Source organism: Bacillus timonensis, assembly GCF_004799755.1.
Classification (GTDB): Bacteria; Bacillota; Bacilli; order Bacillales; family Bacillaceae_L; genus Ferdinandcohnia; species Ferdinandcohnia timonensis_A.
Map to the genome: position 1 here is coordinate 1 of NZ_SLUB01000040.1, position 15,734 is coordinate 15,734.

At 38.3% G+C, this 15,734-nt stretch carries 19 protein-coding genes and 1 pseudogene; 15 read left to right on the forward strand and 5 right to left on the reverse strand.

Translation table 11 applies throughout. From position 1 onward, the window contains the following. The first annotated feature begins 344 nt into the window (after positions 1 to 344). The 5 genes from E1I69_RS17495 to E1I69_RS17515 all read left to right on the forward strand — a co-directional run bounded on the left by E1I69_RS17495 (position 345) and on the right by E1I69_RS17515 (position 4,077). Positions 345 to 791, forward strand: a complete 447-nt coding sequence (locus E1I69_RS17495) for an NUDIX hydrolase (RefSeq protein WP_136380851.1) — start codon at positions 345 to 347, stop codon at positions 789 to 791. A gap of 51 nt (positions 792 to 842) precedes the next feature. After that, positions 843 to 1,697 carry an AraC family transcriptional regulator gene (locus E1I69_RS17500; RefSeq protein WP_136380852.1) on the forward strand — a complete coding sequence of 285 codons (855 nt, stop codon included), beginning with the start codon at positions 843 to 845 and terminating at the stop codon, positions 1,695 to 1,697. Positions 1,698 to 2,164: 467 nt separating this feature from the next. Then, positions 2,165 to 2,548, forward strand: a complete 384-nt coding sequence (locus E1I69_RS17505) for a VOC family protein (protein ID WP_136380853.1) — start codon at positions 2,165 to 2,167, stop codon at positions 2,546 to 2,548. Between the two features lie 21 nt (positions 2,549 to 2,569). Continuing rightward, positions 2,570 to 3,826, forward strand: coding sequence for an MFS transporter (locus E1I69_RS17510; protein WP_136380854.1), 1,257 nt, complete (start codon positions 2,570 to 2,572; stop codon positions 3,824 to 3,826). 11 nt (positions 3,827 to 3,837) lie between these two features. Beyond that, positions 3,838 to 4,077: a hypothetical protein gene (locus tag E1I69_RS17515; protein ID WP_136380855.1), complete on the forward strand. Its 240-nt coding sequence runs from the start codon at positions 3,838 to 3,840 to the stop codon at positions 4,075 to 4,077. A gap of 373 nt (positions 4,078 to 4,450) precedes the next feature. Here E1I69_RS17515 and spoIIP read toward each other — a convergent pair whose 3' ends face one another. Further along, positions 4,451 to 5,602, reverse strand: a complete 1,152-nt coding sequence (gene spoIIP, locus E1I69_RS17520; protein ID WP_136380856.1) for a stage II sporulation protein P — start codon at positions 5,600 to 5,602, stop codon at positions 4,451 to 4,453. 103 nt (positions 5,603 to 5,705) lie between these two features. Next, a complete protein-coding gene (locus E1I69_RS17525) occupies positions 5,706 to 6,590 on the reverse strand; it encodes a YitT family protein (RefSeq protein ID WP_431731890.1) in 885 nt (294 codons plus the stop codon). A gap of 122 nt (positions 6,591 to 6,712) precedes the next feature. Here E1I69_RS17525 and E1I69_RS17530 point away from each other — a divergent pair, with 122 nt between their 5' ends. From E1I69_RS17530 to E1I69_RS17545, 4 genes and pseudogenes are all read left to right on the forward strand, one after another. After that, positions 6,713 to 7,159: an NUDIX hydrolase gene (locus E1I69_RS17530; RefSeq protein WP_136380857.1), complete on the forward strand. Its 447-nt coding sequence runs from the start codon at positions 6,713 to 6,715 to the stop codon at positions 7,157 to 7,159. 10 nt (positions 7,160 to 7,169) lie between these two features. Next, positions 7,170 to 7,943, forward strand: a complete 774-nt coding sequence (locus E1I69_RS17535; protein ID WP_136380858.1) for a class I SAM-dependent DNA methyltransferase — start codon at positions 7,170 to 7,172, stop codon at positions 7,941 to 7,943. Between the two features lie 146 nt (positions 7,944 to 8,089). Then, the gene (locus tag E1I69_RS17540; RefSeq protein ID WP_136380859.1) at positions 8,090 to 8,893 is read left to right on the forward strand and encodes a GNAT family N-acetyltransferase; all 804 of its coding nucleotides are present in this window, start codon (positions 8,090 to 8,092) and stop codon (positions 8,891 to 8,893) included. 13 nt (positions 8,894 to 8,906) lie between these two features. Next, positions 8,907 to 9,250, forward strand: a pseudogene (locus tag E1I69_RS17545) (VOC family protein). Positions 9,251 to 9,541: 291 nt separating this feature from the next. Here the strand turns inward: E1I69_RS17545 and E1I69_RS17550 are convergent. Continuing rightward, positions 9,542 to 10,093, reverse strand: coding sequence for a hypothetical protein (locus tag E1I69_RS17550; RefSeq protein ID WP_136380860.1), 552 nt, complete (start codon positions 10,091 to 10,093; stop codon positions 9,542 to 9,544). Then, entirely contained in the window at positions 10,083 to 11,021 is a 939-nt protein-coding gene (locus tag E1I69_RS17555; RefSeq protein ID WP_136380861.1) for a hypothetical protein, read from the reverse strand. Before E1I69_RS17555 ends, E1I69_RS17550 begins: the two co-directional genes overlap by 11 nt. A gap of 146 nt (positions 11,022 to 11,167) precedes the next feature. Between E1I69_RS17555 and E1I69_RS17560 the strand changes: the two genes are divergently transcribed. From E1I69_RS17560 to E1I69_RS17575, 4 genes are all read left to right on the forward strand, one after another. Further along, positions 11,168 to 11,356, forward strand: coding sequence for a hypothetical protein (locus E1I69_RS17560; RefSeq protein WP_136380862.1), 189 nt, complete (start codon positions 11,168 to 11,170; stop codon positions 11,354 to 11,356). A 135-nt stretch (positions 11,357 to 11,491) separates the two neighbouring features. Beyond that, a complete protein-coding gene (locus E1I69_RS17565) occupies positions 11,492 to 12,004 on the forward strand; it encodes an RNA polymerase sigma factor (RefSeq protein ID WP_136380863.1) in 513 nt (170 codons plus the stop codon). Continuing rightward, positions 11,997 to 12,713, forward strand: a complete 717-nt coding sequence (locus tag E1I69_RS17570) for a hypothetical protein (RefSeq protein WP_136380864.1) — start codon at positions 11,997 to 11,999, stop codon at positions 12,711 to 12,713. The genes E1I69_RS17565 and E1I69_RS17570 overlap by 8 nt, the downstream gene beginning before the upstream one ends. Before the next feature lie 14 nt (positions 12,714 to 12,727). After that, entirely contained in the window at positions 12,728 to 13,120 is a 393-nt protein-coding gene (locus E1I69_RS17575; RefSeq protein WP_136380865.1) for a hypothetical protein, read from the forward strand. Between the two features lie 49 nt (positions 13,121 to 13,169). Here the strand turns inward: E1I69_RS17575 and E1I69_RS17580 are convergent, their stop codons facing one another. Beyond that, complete coding sequence (locus E1I69_RS17580) at positions 13,170 to 14,189, reverse strand: DUF2332 domain-containing protein (RefSeq protein ID WP_136380866.1); 1,020 nt, start codon at positions 14,187 to 14,189, stop codon at positions 13,170 to 13,172. Positions 14,190 to 14,269: 80 nt separating this feature from the next. On the opposite strand from E1I69_RS17580, the gene E1I69_RS24455 reads away from it, so the two are divergent. Continuing rightward, positions 14,270 to 14,416, forward strand: coding sequence for a hypothetical protein (locus tag E1I69_RS24455; RefSeq protein ID WP_161974927.1), 147 nt, complete (start codon positions 14,270 to 14,272; stop codon positions 14,414 to 14,416). Between the two features lie 462 nt (positions 14,417 to 14,878). Continuing rightward, positions 14,879 to 15,733 (forward strand): pirin family protein, encoded by an 855-nt coding sequence (locus tag E1I69_RS17585; protein WP_136380867.1) that lies wholly within the window; start codon positions 14,879 to 14,881, stop codon positions 15,731 to 15,733. Position 15,734: the final 1 nt, after the last annotated feature.

The window sequence follows — 15,734 nt, forward strand, 5'->3', positions numbered from 1 at the left end:
TCCATTATGGAGTCCTCCTTGGTTACAAATTAGGGGTCATTTCGTCGCGATTTGACACCCCGCATCATACCAAGAGGGCTCTTTTTGTTCAAGTCCCCGAAAATCCTTCTAACAGGAATGCTCCTTTCATCTATTAGTTAGAGAAACTAGTCATACAAAACGTTTCAAATTTATGAAGGATTTTAGTCGTCATTATCGAAATACATATAAATCTTATCATTTTCAAAAAAGGACGGAAGATAAAATGTCAGATACACATTTATTTTTGGTTGGAGGAGGTCCACCTTTTACAGGTGAATTAGGGGAACCGTTTGTGAATTTAGCTGGAAGTGAGCCCCATCTCTATGAGTAGACAAGCGGTGGGGGCCATTGTCTATAAGGAAGATCAATTTCTGCTCGTGCATAAAGTAAAAGTTGGTTCTGAAAAAATACCAGGTGAGTGGGATTTCATTAAGGGTGGAATTGAGGAAAGTGATGAATCCTCACGACATGCGATGCTCCGCGAACTTAAAGAAGAAACAGGTTCGACTGATTTTTTAATTGTGAAGCAGTTTGAAGAGAAAATTTGTTTTTCATTTCCACAAAAAATCAAACTGAAAATTGGGTTTGAGCGTCAGGAGACGACGATGTTCTTGGTTGAATACACAGGTATTACAGAGAATTTGTTACCTATGGATGAAGAAATTGCGGAACTTCAGTGGTTGACAAAAAATGAGGTGCCGAACAAACTCACTCACGATGATACCCGAAGTTTTTTTATCAAATATCTGTCCTCACTTAGCACAAAATGACAGGATGGAAAAACGTTTGGCAGATAGAATTGAGGTAAGGAGTGAGGGAGAATGAGTTGGCTAGAATCATTACAAAATGCAATTGATTTTATGGAGGACTATTTGCTTGAGGATGTGTCAATCGAGGAAATCGCAGGGCATGCGAATGCATCACCGTTTCATTTTCAACGCACGTTTTCGATTTTAACAGATATCACAGTGGGCGATTACCTCCGTCGCCGCCGGTTAACACTTGCAGCTGAGGAATTAATGAAAACGGAAACAAAGATTATTGATCTAGCCTACAAATATGGCTACGACACTCCCGAGGCTTTTACAAAAGCTTTTCGAAAACAGCATGGTGTTACGCCAAGCGACGTTCGAAAGGGGATTGGAAAGCTGCAATCATATAGCCGCCTGGTTATCCAGGTGAATTTGAAAGGAGCAGATCCAGTGAAGTATCGTATTGTTGAGAAGGAAGGATTTAAAGCAGTAGGTGTTAAGCGACATTTTTCATGTGTTAATGATGAACATCTCCGTAGGATTCCGAAGTTATGGGACGAAGTGAATACTGACGGTACCTGTGATGCCTTAGTTCCACTGAATAACGGTGAAATAAATGGAATATTGGGAGTATGTGTGAGTGAGCCAAACGTCAGAGCTATCGATTATTGGGTTGCGGTGGAAAATGTAGATGTTGAATCAGGTAAGTTTGACGTTTTAGACATTCCAACATCAAAATGGGCGGTATTTGAGGTTCATGGCGCAATGCCAAACGCAATGCAGGACGCGTGGAAAAAAATCTACTCAGAATGGTTCCCGTCAAGTGGCTATGAGTATGCAGGGACAGCTGAGTTCGAACTGTACCCAGCTGGAAACGTATATGAATCTAATTATTATTCTGAAATTTGGATACCGGTAAAGTAAACTGAGAGCCCCAAGGAGATTCCTTGGGGCTTTGGTTATTGGGTTATTCGGTTATTTTAGCTAGTGGCAGTAACTAAAAAATTGAGTCTCAAATTTGTGTGAAATACGTAAAAATTCAGGCACGTGAACAATATTTGGCCGATAATCTAAAAATATGTCTAATAAAATGAAATTTATAGCCAATAAAATAAAATTTCGGTCAATAATTTAAATTTCTGACCAATAGACAAAAATTTAGCCAAACCCACAAACATTTCGATTAGACAGAAATTTTCGAAAAACTTATAATAAAAACAGTGACAATGACATCGTGAAAGCAAACCAAAATGCTAAGGGTGTTCTCATTCCAAACATGGGCCACGGGGTTTCGATGGCGATGCCCGACTTTTTCAATAAAATGATTGAAACATGGATTAAGGAAGGGGAAGTACCTGTAGAATGTAAAACTATAAGATGAGGAGAACCAAATGAACTTAACGCATATCCGTCTGTTAGTAGATAACTATAAAGAATGTTTCATATTTTACCGCGATATACTTGGTTTTGAGGTTTCATGGGGAGACGAGAATTCCACATATGCTGATTTTACTGGTATCGGTGGGGTAAAGCTTGGTCTTTTTGAAAGACAGCAAATGGTGGCAGCGATTGGTTCTGAATATGTACCACTAGTAGAAAATCAAGATAAAACAACATTAATTTTTAAAGTGAAAAGTGTTGAGGATACATATGAAAAAATGAAAGATAAACTTGAGTTCATTACAAAACCGCATGAGCAGGTGAACTGGATGCTAAAGGTTGCACATTTCCGAGACCCAACCGGCAACCTGATTGAAATCTACGAAAATCTTTAAATACAAGAAGGAGAGCTGACCATGCATTATGGCTGGGTTGTGGTTTGGATTACGTTTGTTGCAGTGTTAATTGCAGCGGGGATACGCTCCATAACAGGAGTTATTTTGATTCCGCTTGAACAAGAATTTGATTGGAGCCGATCTTCCATTTCATTTGCCATTAACCTCATACTCTATGGTATATCAGGACCGTTCATTGCTGCAGGATTTGAGAGATTAGGTGTCCGCAAAATCATGTCCTATTCGATGGTCCTGTTAGTTATCGGGTTAGTCGCAAGTCTCCTGATGACACAGATTTGGCAGCTTCATCTCATCTGGGGAGTTGTTATTGGCATCGGTTCGGGCGTGTTTTTATCCGTACTTTCCGCCAATATCGCAACGATATGGTTTGAAGAAAAGCGTGGAATGGTGCTAGGCTTACTTATGGCCGCAACTGCAGCGGGGCAAATGATCTTTTTACCAATCCTATCATTTCTAACGGAGGAATATTCTTGGCGAGTGGGCATGGTTGTGTTTATTGGACTGGGTCTCCTCATCACGCCGATCGTTTTAATCTGGATGAAGGATCATCCGCGTGATAAAGGACTTCTTCCGTACGGTGCGACCAAGGAGGAGACAAAAACTGAAAATAAAAAGAACCCAATTCTAGCAGCATTTGAGGTGCTTTGGATTGGGGTGCGCTCTGGTCCTTTTTGGTTATTATCGGGCAGTTTCTTCATCTGTGGCTTATCCACGGCAGGACTTTTAGGTACACATTTTATTCCAGCCTCAACCCATCATGGAATTCCCGAGGTACATGCAGCAAGTATATTCGCCTTCATGGGTATCTTTAATATTATTGGAACGATGATTGCCGGGTGGCTATCTGATCGATTCGATAATAGATGGTTATTATTCTGGTTTTATGGACTTCGTGGTCTCTCCTTACTTGTGTTGCCTTACGCACTCCAGATGCAATCCTATGTAATGCTCATCGCCTTTGCCGTATTTTACGGACTGGACTGGATTGCCACTGTGCCACCAACGGTAAGACTCGCAGCTGACTTTTTCGGGAAGGAAAATGGACCCATTGTATATGGATGGGTATTTGCAGCGCACCAAATCGGTTCAGGTGTTGCAGCGTATTTAGGTGGATACTTCTATGATGTCTTCCATAGCTACACCATCACGTTTGTATCCGCAGGAGTCCTTTGCATTGTTGCAACGTTATTTGTTTTAATTATAAAAAAACAAGCTACCATCATCGCGCAAAGTCCGCAGGTGACAGTAGATAAATAAGGAGAAACTCTATGAAGCTTTGTCTACATTGCGAATCAGATATGCTAGTGAAAAAGAATTTTTTTATGTTCAAAATCCCAGCTGCAATCTTACTGCTTTTAGTTCCATACGGATTCGTTATTTGTTGGCTACCATTTTTAATTCCGCCAAACTACGCATGTAAAAAATGTGGAAGAGAATTTCGAAAAGTAAAAGAGGTAGATTGGCAAGTATATGAAAAAATGAAGCAGGAAAAAGAAAAAGGTAAATGACATGATGTATTTTGGGGTGGTCCTTGCTCTAGCACTCATAAGGTGGGATCAAAAGGAGTTGCATTTTAAAACCTTTTTAGTGGAAGTTGTTTTTGTATGTATCTTCATTTTTCTTTTTAAGTTAACCTTTTCTTTTATTACGAGATGGTGGGAATTAATCAATTAAGAAGATATAATGTTTACGAAAATAGTAACAAAACAACGGAAGCCCTAGCCCCGTTGTTTTTTATTTTCCGCAATCGATTGTTTAATTAAAGCCTTGCAGCACATAACAATCCCAGTCAGAAACGCCGCAAGGGTGTAACCGAAGGGCAAGTAAAAAAAGCAAATCAGGGTTGAGGCAAACAACCAATTCAACCAAAAGAGCAGTTCTTTATTCATGAGAGGCATTCACTTTTTCGGCATCGATGATGTGTTCACTAATCACTTTCGCAAGTGCCTCAACCGTATTTTTTAATTCCTTCATATCATTATCGACTCCACCGATTTCAATGAGAATGGAGTTCTCTGCTAAATCTTGATTATATACCCCATTTCCTTGATTCAGTCCCTTCGCAACCACACCTCGACTGATTCCTGGAAACTGCGATTCGATTGCCATGTCTAGGGATTCAGCTAATGCATAACTTTGTTCAAAATGACTACTTGCTTTTCCCACTACAAAAAAGACTTTTGCATATGGTTTATTGTTGATGGTAACTGATGTCACATCTTTTCGCATACTATCACGGTGCAAGTCGATTAAAAAGTCAATATCAGAGTTACTTGCCATTGCCGATTGAACGATTCCGCGTGAGATTGCATAAGATTGGGTGGTATCCCAGCCTTTTTTCTTCAATTCCTGTCCAATATTCGTAGTATCAACAACTGAACCGATTCCGTATTTTTCTAGCTCCTTCCCAAGAAGGTCGCCAACAAGTGTAATGTTTGTTTTAGAGTCAACGGCTTTATTCATATCAGGGTCGCCTGTAAGCCCAAGAAGAGGCAGGTAGGATTCATAACTATGAGAGTGATAAATGAACACCTTTTTATTGGTAGCTAGATTGACTGGCGGTGTTTTCGGATTTTCCCTATTTAGTTCTTCCAACTCCTTCTGTGCCATTTCCCTTTCTTGAAGTAAAACATCCAGAGGAGGCGCTGATTCGTATGGAAGATTGGTATAATCTGTGCCATCCCTCGAAATCAGAATTTCCGTATGGTACATCGATAATCCAGGGAGTTCATTACCGAAAAAACTGCGTAAATCACCATACTTAAATTGAAGCGTTGATTCTACCAACATTTTGGTGATGGATTCTTGTTCTTCACTTAAGGTTTGTCCGAAATACGCATTCTCAAATTCAAGCAATTTAACAAAAGCTTCGTTCGGAAGAGTTCGAATGTTACTATCAAATTGTTGAACATTTATCCATTCTTTGTTGACAGAGGATATGCTAGAAGCAGCTATGAAGCATATGAATACCGCAAAGATAAACATAAAGGCAATTCTTGAGATGTGGATTGTCCCATATTCAGTACTTTTCATGATATCCGTCCTTTAAGGCTTTTGGACATATATATGAAGACTAGGACAGAAATAGAATCTATTACAAATTAAAAAAGTGCAGAGGTTAAAACCTCTGCACTTTTTAATGTCCCTCACCGTTTCCAAAATTACTACCCGTTACATCTGCCATATTTTCAATTGCAATTAAGGCACTTGGGTCTATTTCATGTGCAATTTCCCTTAGGGTGGAGAGTTCAATCCGGCTAACAATGGTATAGATAATTTTTCTAGGTTCATTTGTGTAGGCCCCTTCACCATGAATAAAGGTAATCCCACGACCCAAAACCTTATTCAATTCAGTAGCAAGCTCATCAGGTGTATCTGAAATAATTGTTACTGATTTTAATTCTTCGATACCTTCAACCACAATATCAATCATTTTAAACGCGATATAGTAAGTAATAATGGAGTACATCGCTGTTTCCCAGCTAAATACAAGTAAAGCAGCAAGGATAAAAATAAACACGTTCATGATCATAACCGTTTGTCCTACAGACACTGGCCGTTTCTTACTTACAATGATGGCTAAAATTTCAGTACCATCCAGTGCCCCACCAGTCCGAATGACTAACCCGACACCTGTTCCTAAAATAACCGCACCAATCACCGTTGCTAAAAATAAATCATTCGTTACTGGTTCAAAATGATGCAAATATGCAGTAAATGCTGACAAAACTAAAACACCAAATAATGTATGTAGAGTAAACTTTGTTCCCATTTTTCGATAGCCAAGAAACAGGAACGGGATATTTAAAACAATCAGAAAGATACTCATCGGAACACCAAATATCTTTGATGCAATGATGGAAAGACCAATAACCCCACCATCCAAAATATTATTTGGTACTAAAAATAGTTCTAACCCGAAGCCCGCAATAAGAGCCCCAATGGTAATCATAAAAAGTTGTTTAATTTCTGTTAACACCCGTTTTTTCTTTGTTTTTACCACAAAAACCAAGCCTTTCAATTTCAAGATAGAATTCCCTTTTTAATATTACCATAAATCACAGGTTTGCTTACAAGTTTAGAAGGAAATTACTACCTTTATGTGGAAAATAGTATAGAGATTAGTTGTGCAAGGGGTGACGTATGGGAGATTACACAAGAGAGATCAGAGAATTAATTGGAAATAGACCTTTCATTTTAGTTGGATCTACAATAATCGTAAAAAATCGAGAAGATAAAATCCTTTTACAGCACCGGTCAGATACATTGGAATGGGGTTTACCAGGTGGTGCAATGGAGCCTGGAGAAAGCCTTGAGGAGACAGCAAAAAGAGAATTATTCGAAGAAACAGGACTGGTTGCAGAAATATATAAACATATTGATACTTTATCCGGGAAGGAATTTTACTTTAAATACCCAAATGGCGATGAAGTCTATAATGTTATCGTGTTATTTATAGCAAGTGAAATAAGTGGTAGCTTACAAGCGAATGATGATGAAAGCTTAGACCTTAGATATTTTTCAAAAGAAGAAATTCCAAGCAATTTGGATGAGAGAGCAAGGATTATTATAGAGAAGCATTTGAAGTAAGGGGAAAATAATGAACCAATTTGACAATTTTGAAGAGTACGAGGAACCGGTCCTTTATGACCAAGAAAACGATCATTTCCAAGAGGACGTTACGTTTTTACAAAAATGGGCTGCAAAAGTGACAGGTCCAATTATTGATTTAGCGTGTGGAACAGGTCGAGCAACAATCCCCCTAGCACAAGAGGGATACTCCCTTATTGGGGTAGATATACATAATGGCATGCTTACTCATGCAAAAAGAAAAACAGAAAATACGAATCTAAGCATAGAGTGGATTGAACAGGATTGCACAAAACTTCAATTAGGTGTAAAGAGTCCGTTCATTTATATGGTAGGAAATTCTTTTCAGCATTTTCTTACGAATGAAGCTCAAGACCAACTGCTACAATCCGTTTATAAGCATCTTGAAAAAGAGGGAATTTTCATCTTCGGTACGAGATTTCCAAGTCCAGATGAATTGCTTCAACCGTCTACTGAAGAATATTGGAGAAGTTACAAGGATGAAACCGGAAAAACAGTAGATGTGTACACGATAAGTAACTATGATACGATGCAGCAGGTCCAACATTATATAACCATAAGAAGACAAAAAGCTGATAGTGGAAAAACGATGGATGAAAAGAAAACCAATATCAAATTGCGATATGTGTTCCCACAAGAAATGGACAGGCTTCTAAAAGGAATAGGATTTGAGATAGTAGGAGTTTACAAGGATTGGAACGAAACACCGCTAACCCCGAATAGCCACCAGATGATCTATGTATGCAGAAAGGCTGCCGATTAATGATTAGAAACATAGTGGGTTCACAATTTCTTTTATGATTAGGTATCTTGGTGAGCCCACAGGGATTGATTTTAAAACAATTTTTTGACACAACGTTCATCATTATTTTGAAGTTTCATAAGACCCTCAAAAAAGGAAGTGCCAAAATGGTCGTCACAAAAAAATTAGCTCAAGCCTTAGAAACCTCTGAAATTGAGGTGCTGAAATCAAGACTAACGGCAATCCAAGCAATCGAAGGAAATCCGATGGGCGTCGAAATTAAACAGTTTGGAAAGGCAACAGCCTTTTCAGTTAAGAATATTCCGGGGCCCTCATTCAATACGGTAAAGGGCTTATCAGATGGAGATGAAAAATTCATCGAACCAATCCTCCACTTATACAAACAAAAGGACATTCCGGTTCGATTTGAACTTACACCTGGTCATGTTTCTTCGGAATTACTGACGTACCTAAGTAACAAAGGCTTGTATCATCATGACTTTCACACAACCCTTTATTCAGATCTCTATCCAATACCAGAATCTGAAAACTCTTCAAAAATCACGATCACTGAGTTAGGAAAAGATGAATTTGATCTGTTCGCTGAAATTTATACAAAGGGCTTTGGGATGCCTTCATTTTTAAAAGATGGGGTCGCTCAAAACAATCAAATTCTTTACGACCAAGAAAATTGGACATTCTATCTTGCAAGTATTGAAAATAAACCTGCTGGAATTGGGGTTTTATTTACCAAAAACGGTATTGGAACCCTTGCATCGGCAACGACGTTACCGGAATATCGTAATTCAGGTATTCAAACGGCACTAATTAAGCGACGAATGCAAAATGCAATGGAACAAGATTGTAGCTTACTTGTTGGTCAGGCAAGATTTGGTTCAGTCAGCCAAAACAACATGGAACGAGTAGGCATGAGAATAGGGTATACAAAGGCAATTTGGAAATTGAATTAAGGGAGTGATGAAAATGGCAAGAGTTGTAGGCTTTGAAATGAGCAGTCAAGACCCTGAAAAAGCAGTTCAATTCTATTCAGCTGTTTTTGGATGGGAAATGGGAGAGCCGAATTGGGGGTTTTGGCCCATTAAAACTCGGGTCCAGCAGAAATTCAAGGCGGTATAAGCAAAGGTCCCCATGATTATCCGCACGGAACCAGAATTCAGTTTGAAGTTGATTCGATTGATGATTTGATCACCAAAGCAGTCGAAAATGGAGCGTTGATTGTCCGTGAAAAGATGGAATTTGATGAGTTTTATTTAGCGTATTTAGTCGATCCAACTGGATTGGGGTTTAGTCTTGTTGAGAGAAAATAAAAAGAAAACTTGGCGTGCATTTTTCAGAGAAAAGGCAGAGGCGTTGAGGCTAAAGGAATACATCATGAATCTGATAGTAGGAATCGGAATTCTTTTGGTCATAAATTTGATTTATGAAGGGAAATTGTATTGGCAACCGATTATACCGGTAATTATATTCGCGACGATCGTACATTTTATTTTTCTTTTCTTTAAATGGAATTGGAAAATCTAATAGTTCCTAATCAGAAAATGCCGCAATACATTAGGGCTTATTGGTGTATTGCGGTAAATTTTAGTGTTTTCCACCTATTAAACATTATTAAACCCCTCATGCTTATGCAACTTCCATAAAAGCACTAGAAACATAATCTCCATGATGAGACCTACTGGAATCGTGAAAAATAAGTATCCTGCCATAACATTACTCGAAAGATTCATCGCAAAGGTATGTGAAAGCGTGATGAGCAGCATGACTGTCATATAAATCTTAAATGTTTGCACGCTTCGTCGGGCTAAAAATTCATCATCGGTTGCTTTGACAACCTCCATAACCAATTGAAATACAAAGAAAACAAGTACCAATTTTAAAATTTCGAGTAATGATGTATAGTAGTCCAAAAGAGAAATGCCAACATTGGATTCAGGCGCATTTTGCTGGATAAACACAGTCGGAATGCTGATAATAATAAGCCCAATTAACAGCTTTTTCAGTTTGTTACCAATTCGGTTTTCAACAGGTATCGCGGCTATTCCTGAAAAAATAAGGTAATATCCGATCGGTTCTGGTAAAATATCAACAACAAACAAATGGATTTCTAGTAAAATAAAAAGATATCCCCAAAATACTCGCTTAAAATTCATTGGTCTCACCGCTCTCTTTTGCTTTGATGATTCGATTAATGGCCTCCTGGTCTAGATCGGGCTGATCATTAATCGGGAGCTCCCTTACGAATTTTTCACCTGATTCTGTTGTTCCAAAAAGTTTGATACTAAATTGGAAATAGCTATCCCGTTCAGGGTTGAACTGCATCATGAAACGAATCCATTCATTTTGTTTGAGATTAAGCGGGAGTAAGTCCTCATTTAGTAAAACACCAGGCAAGTCACTCCATTCCTTATCTCGTTCCTCATCAAACCAAGTTGGTGGATTAGCACCAGTCATGAGTTTTTCAAGTTCATTCAATCTATCTTGATCAAGATCAACCTTCATCAGAATGTCATCAGATAAATCACTGGCAAAAGGAATCTCAATTTTCTCAATCGCGATGGGCTGTAAAGCAACCATTGATTTTTCTTCACGATGCTGATTACTGCTCGAACCAATTCGAGTCTCTAACACATTTGGATTCTCCATACTTTTATGAAGAATGACCTTACCGATATTCGCTTGAACCGTTTTACCATCTGAAAAATGAACCTCCATTTCTGAAAACGATAGAGGACCATCACCCTCAAACTCAGGCGGTAGTGAAACATAGACAGATTTTAAATAATGGTGAGTATATTCTTGTTCAAATTGAGGTGCCTGCGTCTCCCACATGAAATCTGCATTTGATTCAGCATAGGCTTCTACTCCATCAATTCGTACAAAATTGACATCTGATTGGTCCGACTTATTCGTTAAATAATAGAAAGGAAGTGTCGTCTCGTCTTCTTCATTCATAGTGAGTTCATAAAAATGCTCCAAAAATATTGGTGCATCCAACTGCTTAGTATGAAAATAAATATAATTTCCGATGTAGCTAAGGATGATAACAAAAATACCCGCCCAGAATAGTTTTTCCTTCAAATAAAAACCCCCATTCTAAAAATCTCTAACTCTATTTTACCATCTGACACTGGGATATTTTTTATGAATTTCAAGTTTTTTGAAAATGTGGGATAATGGAATAAAAATACAGACAGTCTTCTAGTGGAAAAGGGGGAGTTACGAAATTGTTTTACGATAGCATAAATACCGTCATTTATATGTTGCTGATTTGGTGGGGCGTGTTTCTTGTTTTTCAGCGGATCAATAATCGCTATCCAAAAAGCAATCCGTGGAAGAAGGATATCATTCTAACGTTTATACAATCCTTAGTCGTCACGCTCTTACTACCATTTATCGTGATGTTGGTTAGATAATCCTAGCTTAGAGTAGGGGTCCTTTTCTTTTGAAACGGCTCCTTTTTTATATTTTTTCTGAAAAAGTGCGATAATTTCGAGAAGAAAACGTCAAATGGTATAGATGACAAAATAATTTGAGGAGAAAATTTGGATATGAGAGAGAAAGAAATTATCTCAGATTGGTTCCATCAATATAGCGATGACATCTACAATTTCCTGTTGTATCGAGTAGGAAAAGCAGATGTGGAAGACTTGGTCCAGGAGGTTTTTATAAAGGCGATGAAAGGTCTTCATACTTTTAAAGGGAACTCTAATCCAAGAACTTGGCTTTACAGCATTGCCAGGAACATCGCAATTGATGAAATCAGAAGGAGAAATCGAAACAAATGGAGAACGATGCTGTCTTTTGATTCCAGTCACGAACCAAAAATAGATCAAACACCAGAGCAGCTTCTTCATTTATCAGAAGAAAATAGATTGCTATATGAGGCCATTCAATCCTTAAAATCTAGTTATCGTGATGTGATTGTGTTAAGGGGAGTAAAGGGATTTTCGGTTCAGGAAACGGCTGAAATCCTGCAATGGAGCGAAAACAAAACGCGATCAACCTATCATCGAGCCAAAATGGCCCTGCAGCAACGTGTGGGAGGTGCTACACATGAATGATCATTTGGAAAATCAATTACGATCGATGCCAACAGCAACACTTGGGCTTGAAAACAAGAGAAGGATACATGATCGATTAATGAACTACGAGGAACATCCTGTACAAAAGACATGGAAAAATATGAAATGGGCGTTACCCACAATTGGGAGTCTCGTAGCGGTTGCACTGTTAGCCTTTTTCATTTGGACCTTGCCACAAAACTCATTCTCACACCAAGCTTTTTTAGCTGAAGAACATATCGTGGAAATAAAGGAACTTCAAGAGATTGAAAGAAAGATTAAACTTCCAACGTATGCACCATTTGAAATTATTGAAGTTGAATATTTCCAACAATATTTAGGTCCTAAGGATTTTGGAAATGGTGAAGGAGACCCCGCGCCACTTGAGCCTGTAGATCCAAAACTGTATGTCCACAACATAAGCTATCTTTCAAACGAGGAGCCTTTTAAGGGTATTCATCTAATTCTTTCAGATAGCACTGCTGAAGAAGTTGATACGAAAGGATACGAACCTGTCGAGTTGAAAAATGGAATCATTGCCTATTACATGTTTAATGGAAATGCTCAAATGATGTATTGGACAGATGAGGGTGTTAACTATCATTTGAACTTAATTGCCGAAAACAAAGATAAATCAATCCGAAAAGAACCAATCCCAAGAGAAGAAATCATCAAAATTGCTGAGTCATTTAGAGTTTATAAAAAATAAAGGGGGATGATTTTTTGTATTTACTTTTAATAGCCTTGTATGCAATTGGTATTGGGGCGGTAGGCTGTGCAATCTTTATGTTCATGGTGCAGAAAGATAAAAAGAAGGCATTGGTAATCGGGATCATTGGGCTTCTTATCATTATAGGTGCCATGGTATCCAATAAACTACGTCCTTCCTATGAAAAAGAAAGTTCTATTTTAGTTGAGGAAACAGCTGTTACAAACGAAAAAAATAAAGATAGACTATACGCATGCAAAGTCAATGACCCATATACTATGTTCCAGTATTTTGACGAAAGCAAAGAAAAAGCAGAGGAATTTTGTTCGCGGTTTAAAGTGGGTGAAAGGTATGATATAAAATACCGCTTTAAAGCAGGGACTTATATAATACTAGAGGTAAAATAACGGTCCAAACAAAAGGCATTTGGTAAACTCCCAAATGCCTTCAAAACGTTTACAACTTCCATGTAAACCATCTCCCATGTCCTTCGGTTTCAGCGACGACATGTTTATATTCTTTTCCATCCAAATAATAATCGAGATGGAGGTCGCGGTCTTGAATATTGTTATACAGATGGAAAATCTCGCGTTCGGAACCAATTTGCTGAACCTGATCTAGCAAGCTCGTTTTCACATCCGTTGGCATTTGGTTTGCTACATGAGTGTGAAATACACATATTGCGTACTCCTTTGGAATTTCTTCTGCCAGTTCCCGTAGTAGCTCAACTCCATTTCCTTCAATCAAATGTAACTCATTTACCTTTACACATTCTGCCGCTTTTTGAAAAAGTTCACGTCTTTCATGATGTTCAGGCCAAATAAGAGCTTTCAGCCAAAGGGCATTGTCATCATCTCTTACATCAATAGGATGAAGATCGATGCCAATACGAGCAGCCACTGGAGGAATGAAATCCTGTAGATGCGGCGTTTTTACACCCCTAATCTCAGCGCAAATATGTAGTGCAGAATCCATATTGCCGTAAACGTTATTTGCTCCATAGGAATAGCTGTATTGATCCCATAACAGCTGCACCCCAGCGCTCGTCCCAATTTCAATTAACGCTATTGGCTTCTTTACAAGATCGTAAATAAATTGAAAGCTAGGGAAGAGATAGGAACAACGCCTAACCTCATTTGTTTGAACCAATTTATCCTGTAAAAGCCGGATAATCTCATCAGAATATTGAACACAAAATTCTTTAAAAGGTAAAAAGGATTCCTCCACTTTCCGAGGATTGCTCACAATGCTAGGATAATACTCTTTAAGAGGATGGTCCTTTCCTTTTAATAAAAGATAATGAACCGCACCAAATAAAAGATTGGGTGAGGGCTGTCCTTCCCTTGCATGAGAAGCTAATTCAAGAATGTCGTCATCCTCGGTAATTTTTAAGGAAAGAAATTCATATAATCTACTAGAGCCCTTACATTCGGTGATGGCAAAGTTTCGAAATTTTATAGACTGGGTGTTTTTCATATAATATCCTCCAAAAATTTTTTATGAACTTGACCCTCAAACCAAGATAAGCTTAGCCGAATTATGTAGGGAAAGGTTTGGTGGGATACATGAACGAACATGCTATTAAGTTTAGTTATGATGAAATCGACCAACTTATTGAAGCGATGGATAAAGATGTTTGGAAAGATATAAAATGGAAATTTATAACTGAAGAAGAAATGGAATCTTTATTGAGTACCCCTTAAGCGAAAGCCATAGGGGCTTATTTATGTTTTCTTTAATCTCTTTTTTCGTTTCTTGTACTTCTAATAACTCATTTATTTCCTCACTAAAAGTAGTATGTGTACGCCTCAATAATAAAGATTCCTCTGGTAAAAACTACACCAAAATACAAATCGTAGCTGGGATTAAAATTATCAAACTACTCCCGATATTTCACCTTCCCTCTGACTCCATTACGTCATATCCCGGTTCTAATATTTTTCCTACTAATCTATCAAGAACTCCCAGAAGGCTTAACGATAGTGCCAATATGATCAATATTCAATTCTCCTCCTGATTAAAGCAGGTTCTTTAGTCCATTATATGAATGTATGGGTAAATATTCCAGTTAAAGTTAAGCGTAAATTTTGTACAAATCATCCTAACATGTCAAAATAAAATGGAATAGAAAAGACTGTGAAGATCATGAATGAGGAGTGGACGATATGAGTTCCCTTTTTAAAAGAGAGATAAAGGATCAATGGTATATAAAATACAACAATAATGGTTATCCCCATGTGCAGCAAGGCTTTGTGTTGCCTCCGAATCGGTTTGAGGAATTTGATCCGTTTTTACTTATGGCAGAGGATTGGTTTAAACGTGGGACGTTTTCTGACCATCCACATCGTGGTTTCCAAACAATCACATATGTCATCGATGGTAGATTGGAGCATATCGACAACCATGGCGGTCATTCGGTGTTAGAGGCTGGTGACGTTCAGTATATGAATGCGGGCAGCGGGGCAAGACATGCAGAAGAAGCTGTTGACAATGACATCGCACATACACTTCAGCTATGGTTGAACTTGCCACAATCCTTAAAAAACACGAAAACTTCTTATCAAAATGTTTACCTAGAGGATGTTCCATGTATTAAAGTCGAAGGTGGAGAATTGAAGGTTTATTCTGGCGAAATTGCAGGTGATAAAGGACCGATGAATAGCTTAGTGCCTATTACCATGACTGAGATTTCGCTAGCAAGTGGAGCCACTTATAAACACATTTTACCTGAAAATCATAATGCTTTTGTTTACGTGCTTTCTGGTGAGTTAGAGCTTGGTGAAAGTAAGACAAGTTTGAAAAAAACAGGGGCAGCAACGCTTACCTTCAACGAAAATGGTAAAAACGAAAGCGAATTTAACATCCATGCAAACAGTCGCGCCAAAATCCTTGTTTACTCAGGTGTTCCATTAAGGGAAGAGATTGTAGCATATGGTCCATTCGTATTGAACTCAATGGAAGAAGTCCAACAAGCCTATCGCGACTTCCATGCAGGAAAATTTGGCCCACCGGCAGAATAAA

Coding starts and splice junctions, on each gene's coding strand:
- E1I69_RS17530 (WP_136380857.1), top strand. CDS start 6,713: ATGGGAGATTACACAAGAGAGATCAGAGAATTAATTGGAAATAGACCT.
- E1I69_RS17565 (WP_136380863.1), top strand. CDS start 11,492: ATGAGAGAGAAAGAAATTATCTCAGATTGGTTCCATCAATATAGCGAT.
- E1I69_RS17505 (WP_136380853.1), top strand. CDS start 2,165: ATGAACTTAACGCATATCCGTCTGTTAGTAGATAACTATAAAGAATGT.
- spoIIP (WP_136380856.1), bottom strand. CDS start 5,602: ATGAAAAGTACTGAATATGGGACAATCCACATCTCAAGAATTGCCTTT.
- E1I69_RS17550 (WP_136380860.1), bottom strand. CDS start 10,093: ATGAATTTTAAGCGAGTATTTTGGGGATATCTTTTTATTTTACTAGAA.
- E1I69_RS17510 (WP_136380854.1), top strand. CDS start 2,570: ATGCATTATGGCTGGGTTGTGGTTTGGATTACGTTTGTTGCAGTGTTA.
- E1I69_RS17585 (WP_136380867.1), top strand. CDS start 14,879: ATGAGTTCCCTTTTTAAAAGAGAGATAAAGGATCAATGGTATATAAAA.
- E1I69_RS17540 (WP_136380859.1), top strand. CDS start 8,090: ATGGTCGTCACAAAAAAATTAGCTCAAGCCTTAGAAACCTCTGAAATT.
- E1I69_RS17500 (WP_136380852.1), top strand. CDS start 843: ATGAGTTGGCTAGAATCATTACAAAATGCAATTGATTTTATGGAGGAC.
- E1I69_RS17580 (WP_136380866.1), bottom strand. CDS start 14,189: ATGAAAAACACCCAGTCTATAAAATTTCGAAACTTTGCCATCACCGAA.
- E1I69_RS17495 (WP_136380851.1), top strand. CDS start 345: ATGAGTAGACAAGCGGTGGGGGCCATTGTCTATAAGGAAGATCAATTT.
- E1I69_RS17515 (WP_136380855.1), top strand. CDS start 3,838: ATGAAGCTTTGTCTACATTGCGAATCAGATATGCTAGTGAAAAAGAAT.
- E1I69_RS17535 (WP_136380858.1), top strand. CDS start 7,170: ATGAACCAATTTGACAATTTTGAAGAGTACGAGGAACCGGTCCTTTAT.
- E1I69_RS17570 (WP_136380864.1), top strand. CDS start 11,997: ATGAATGATCATTTGGAAAATCAATTACGATCGATGCCAACAGCAACA.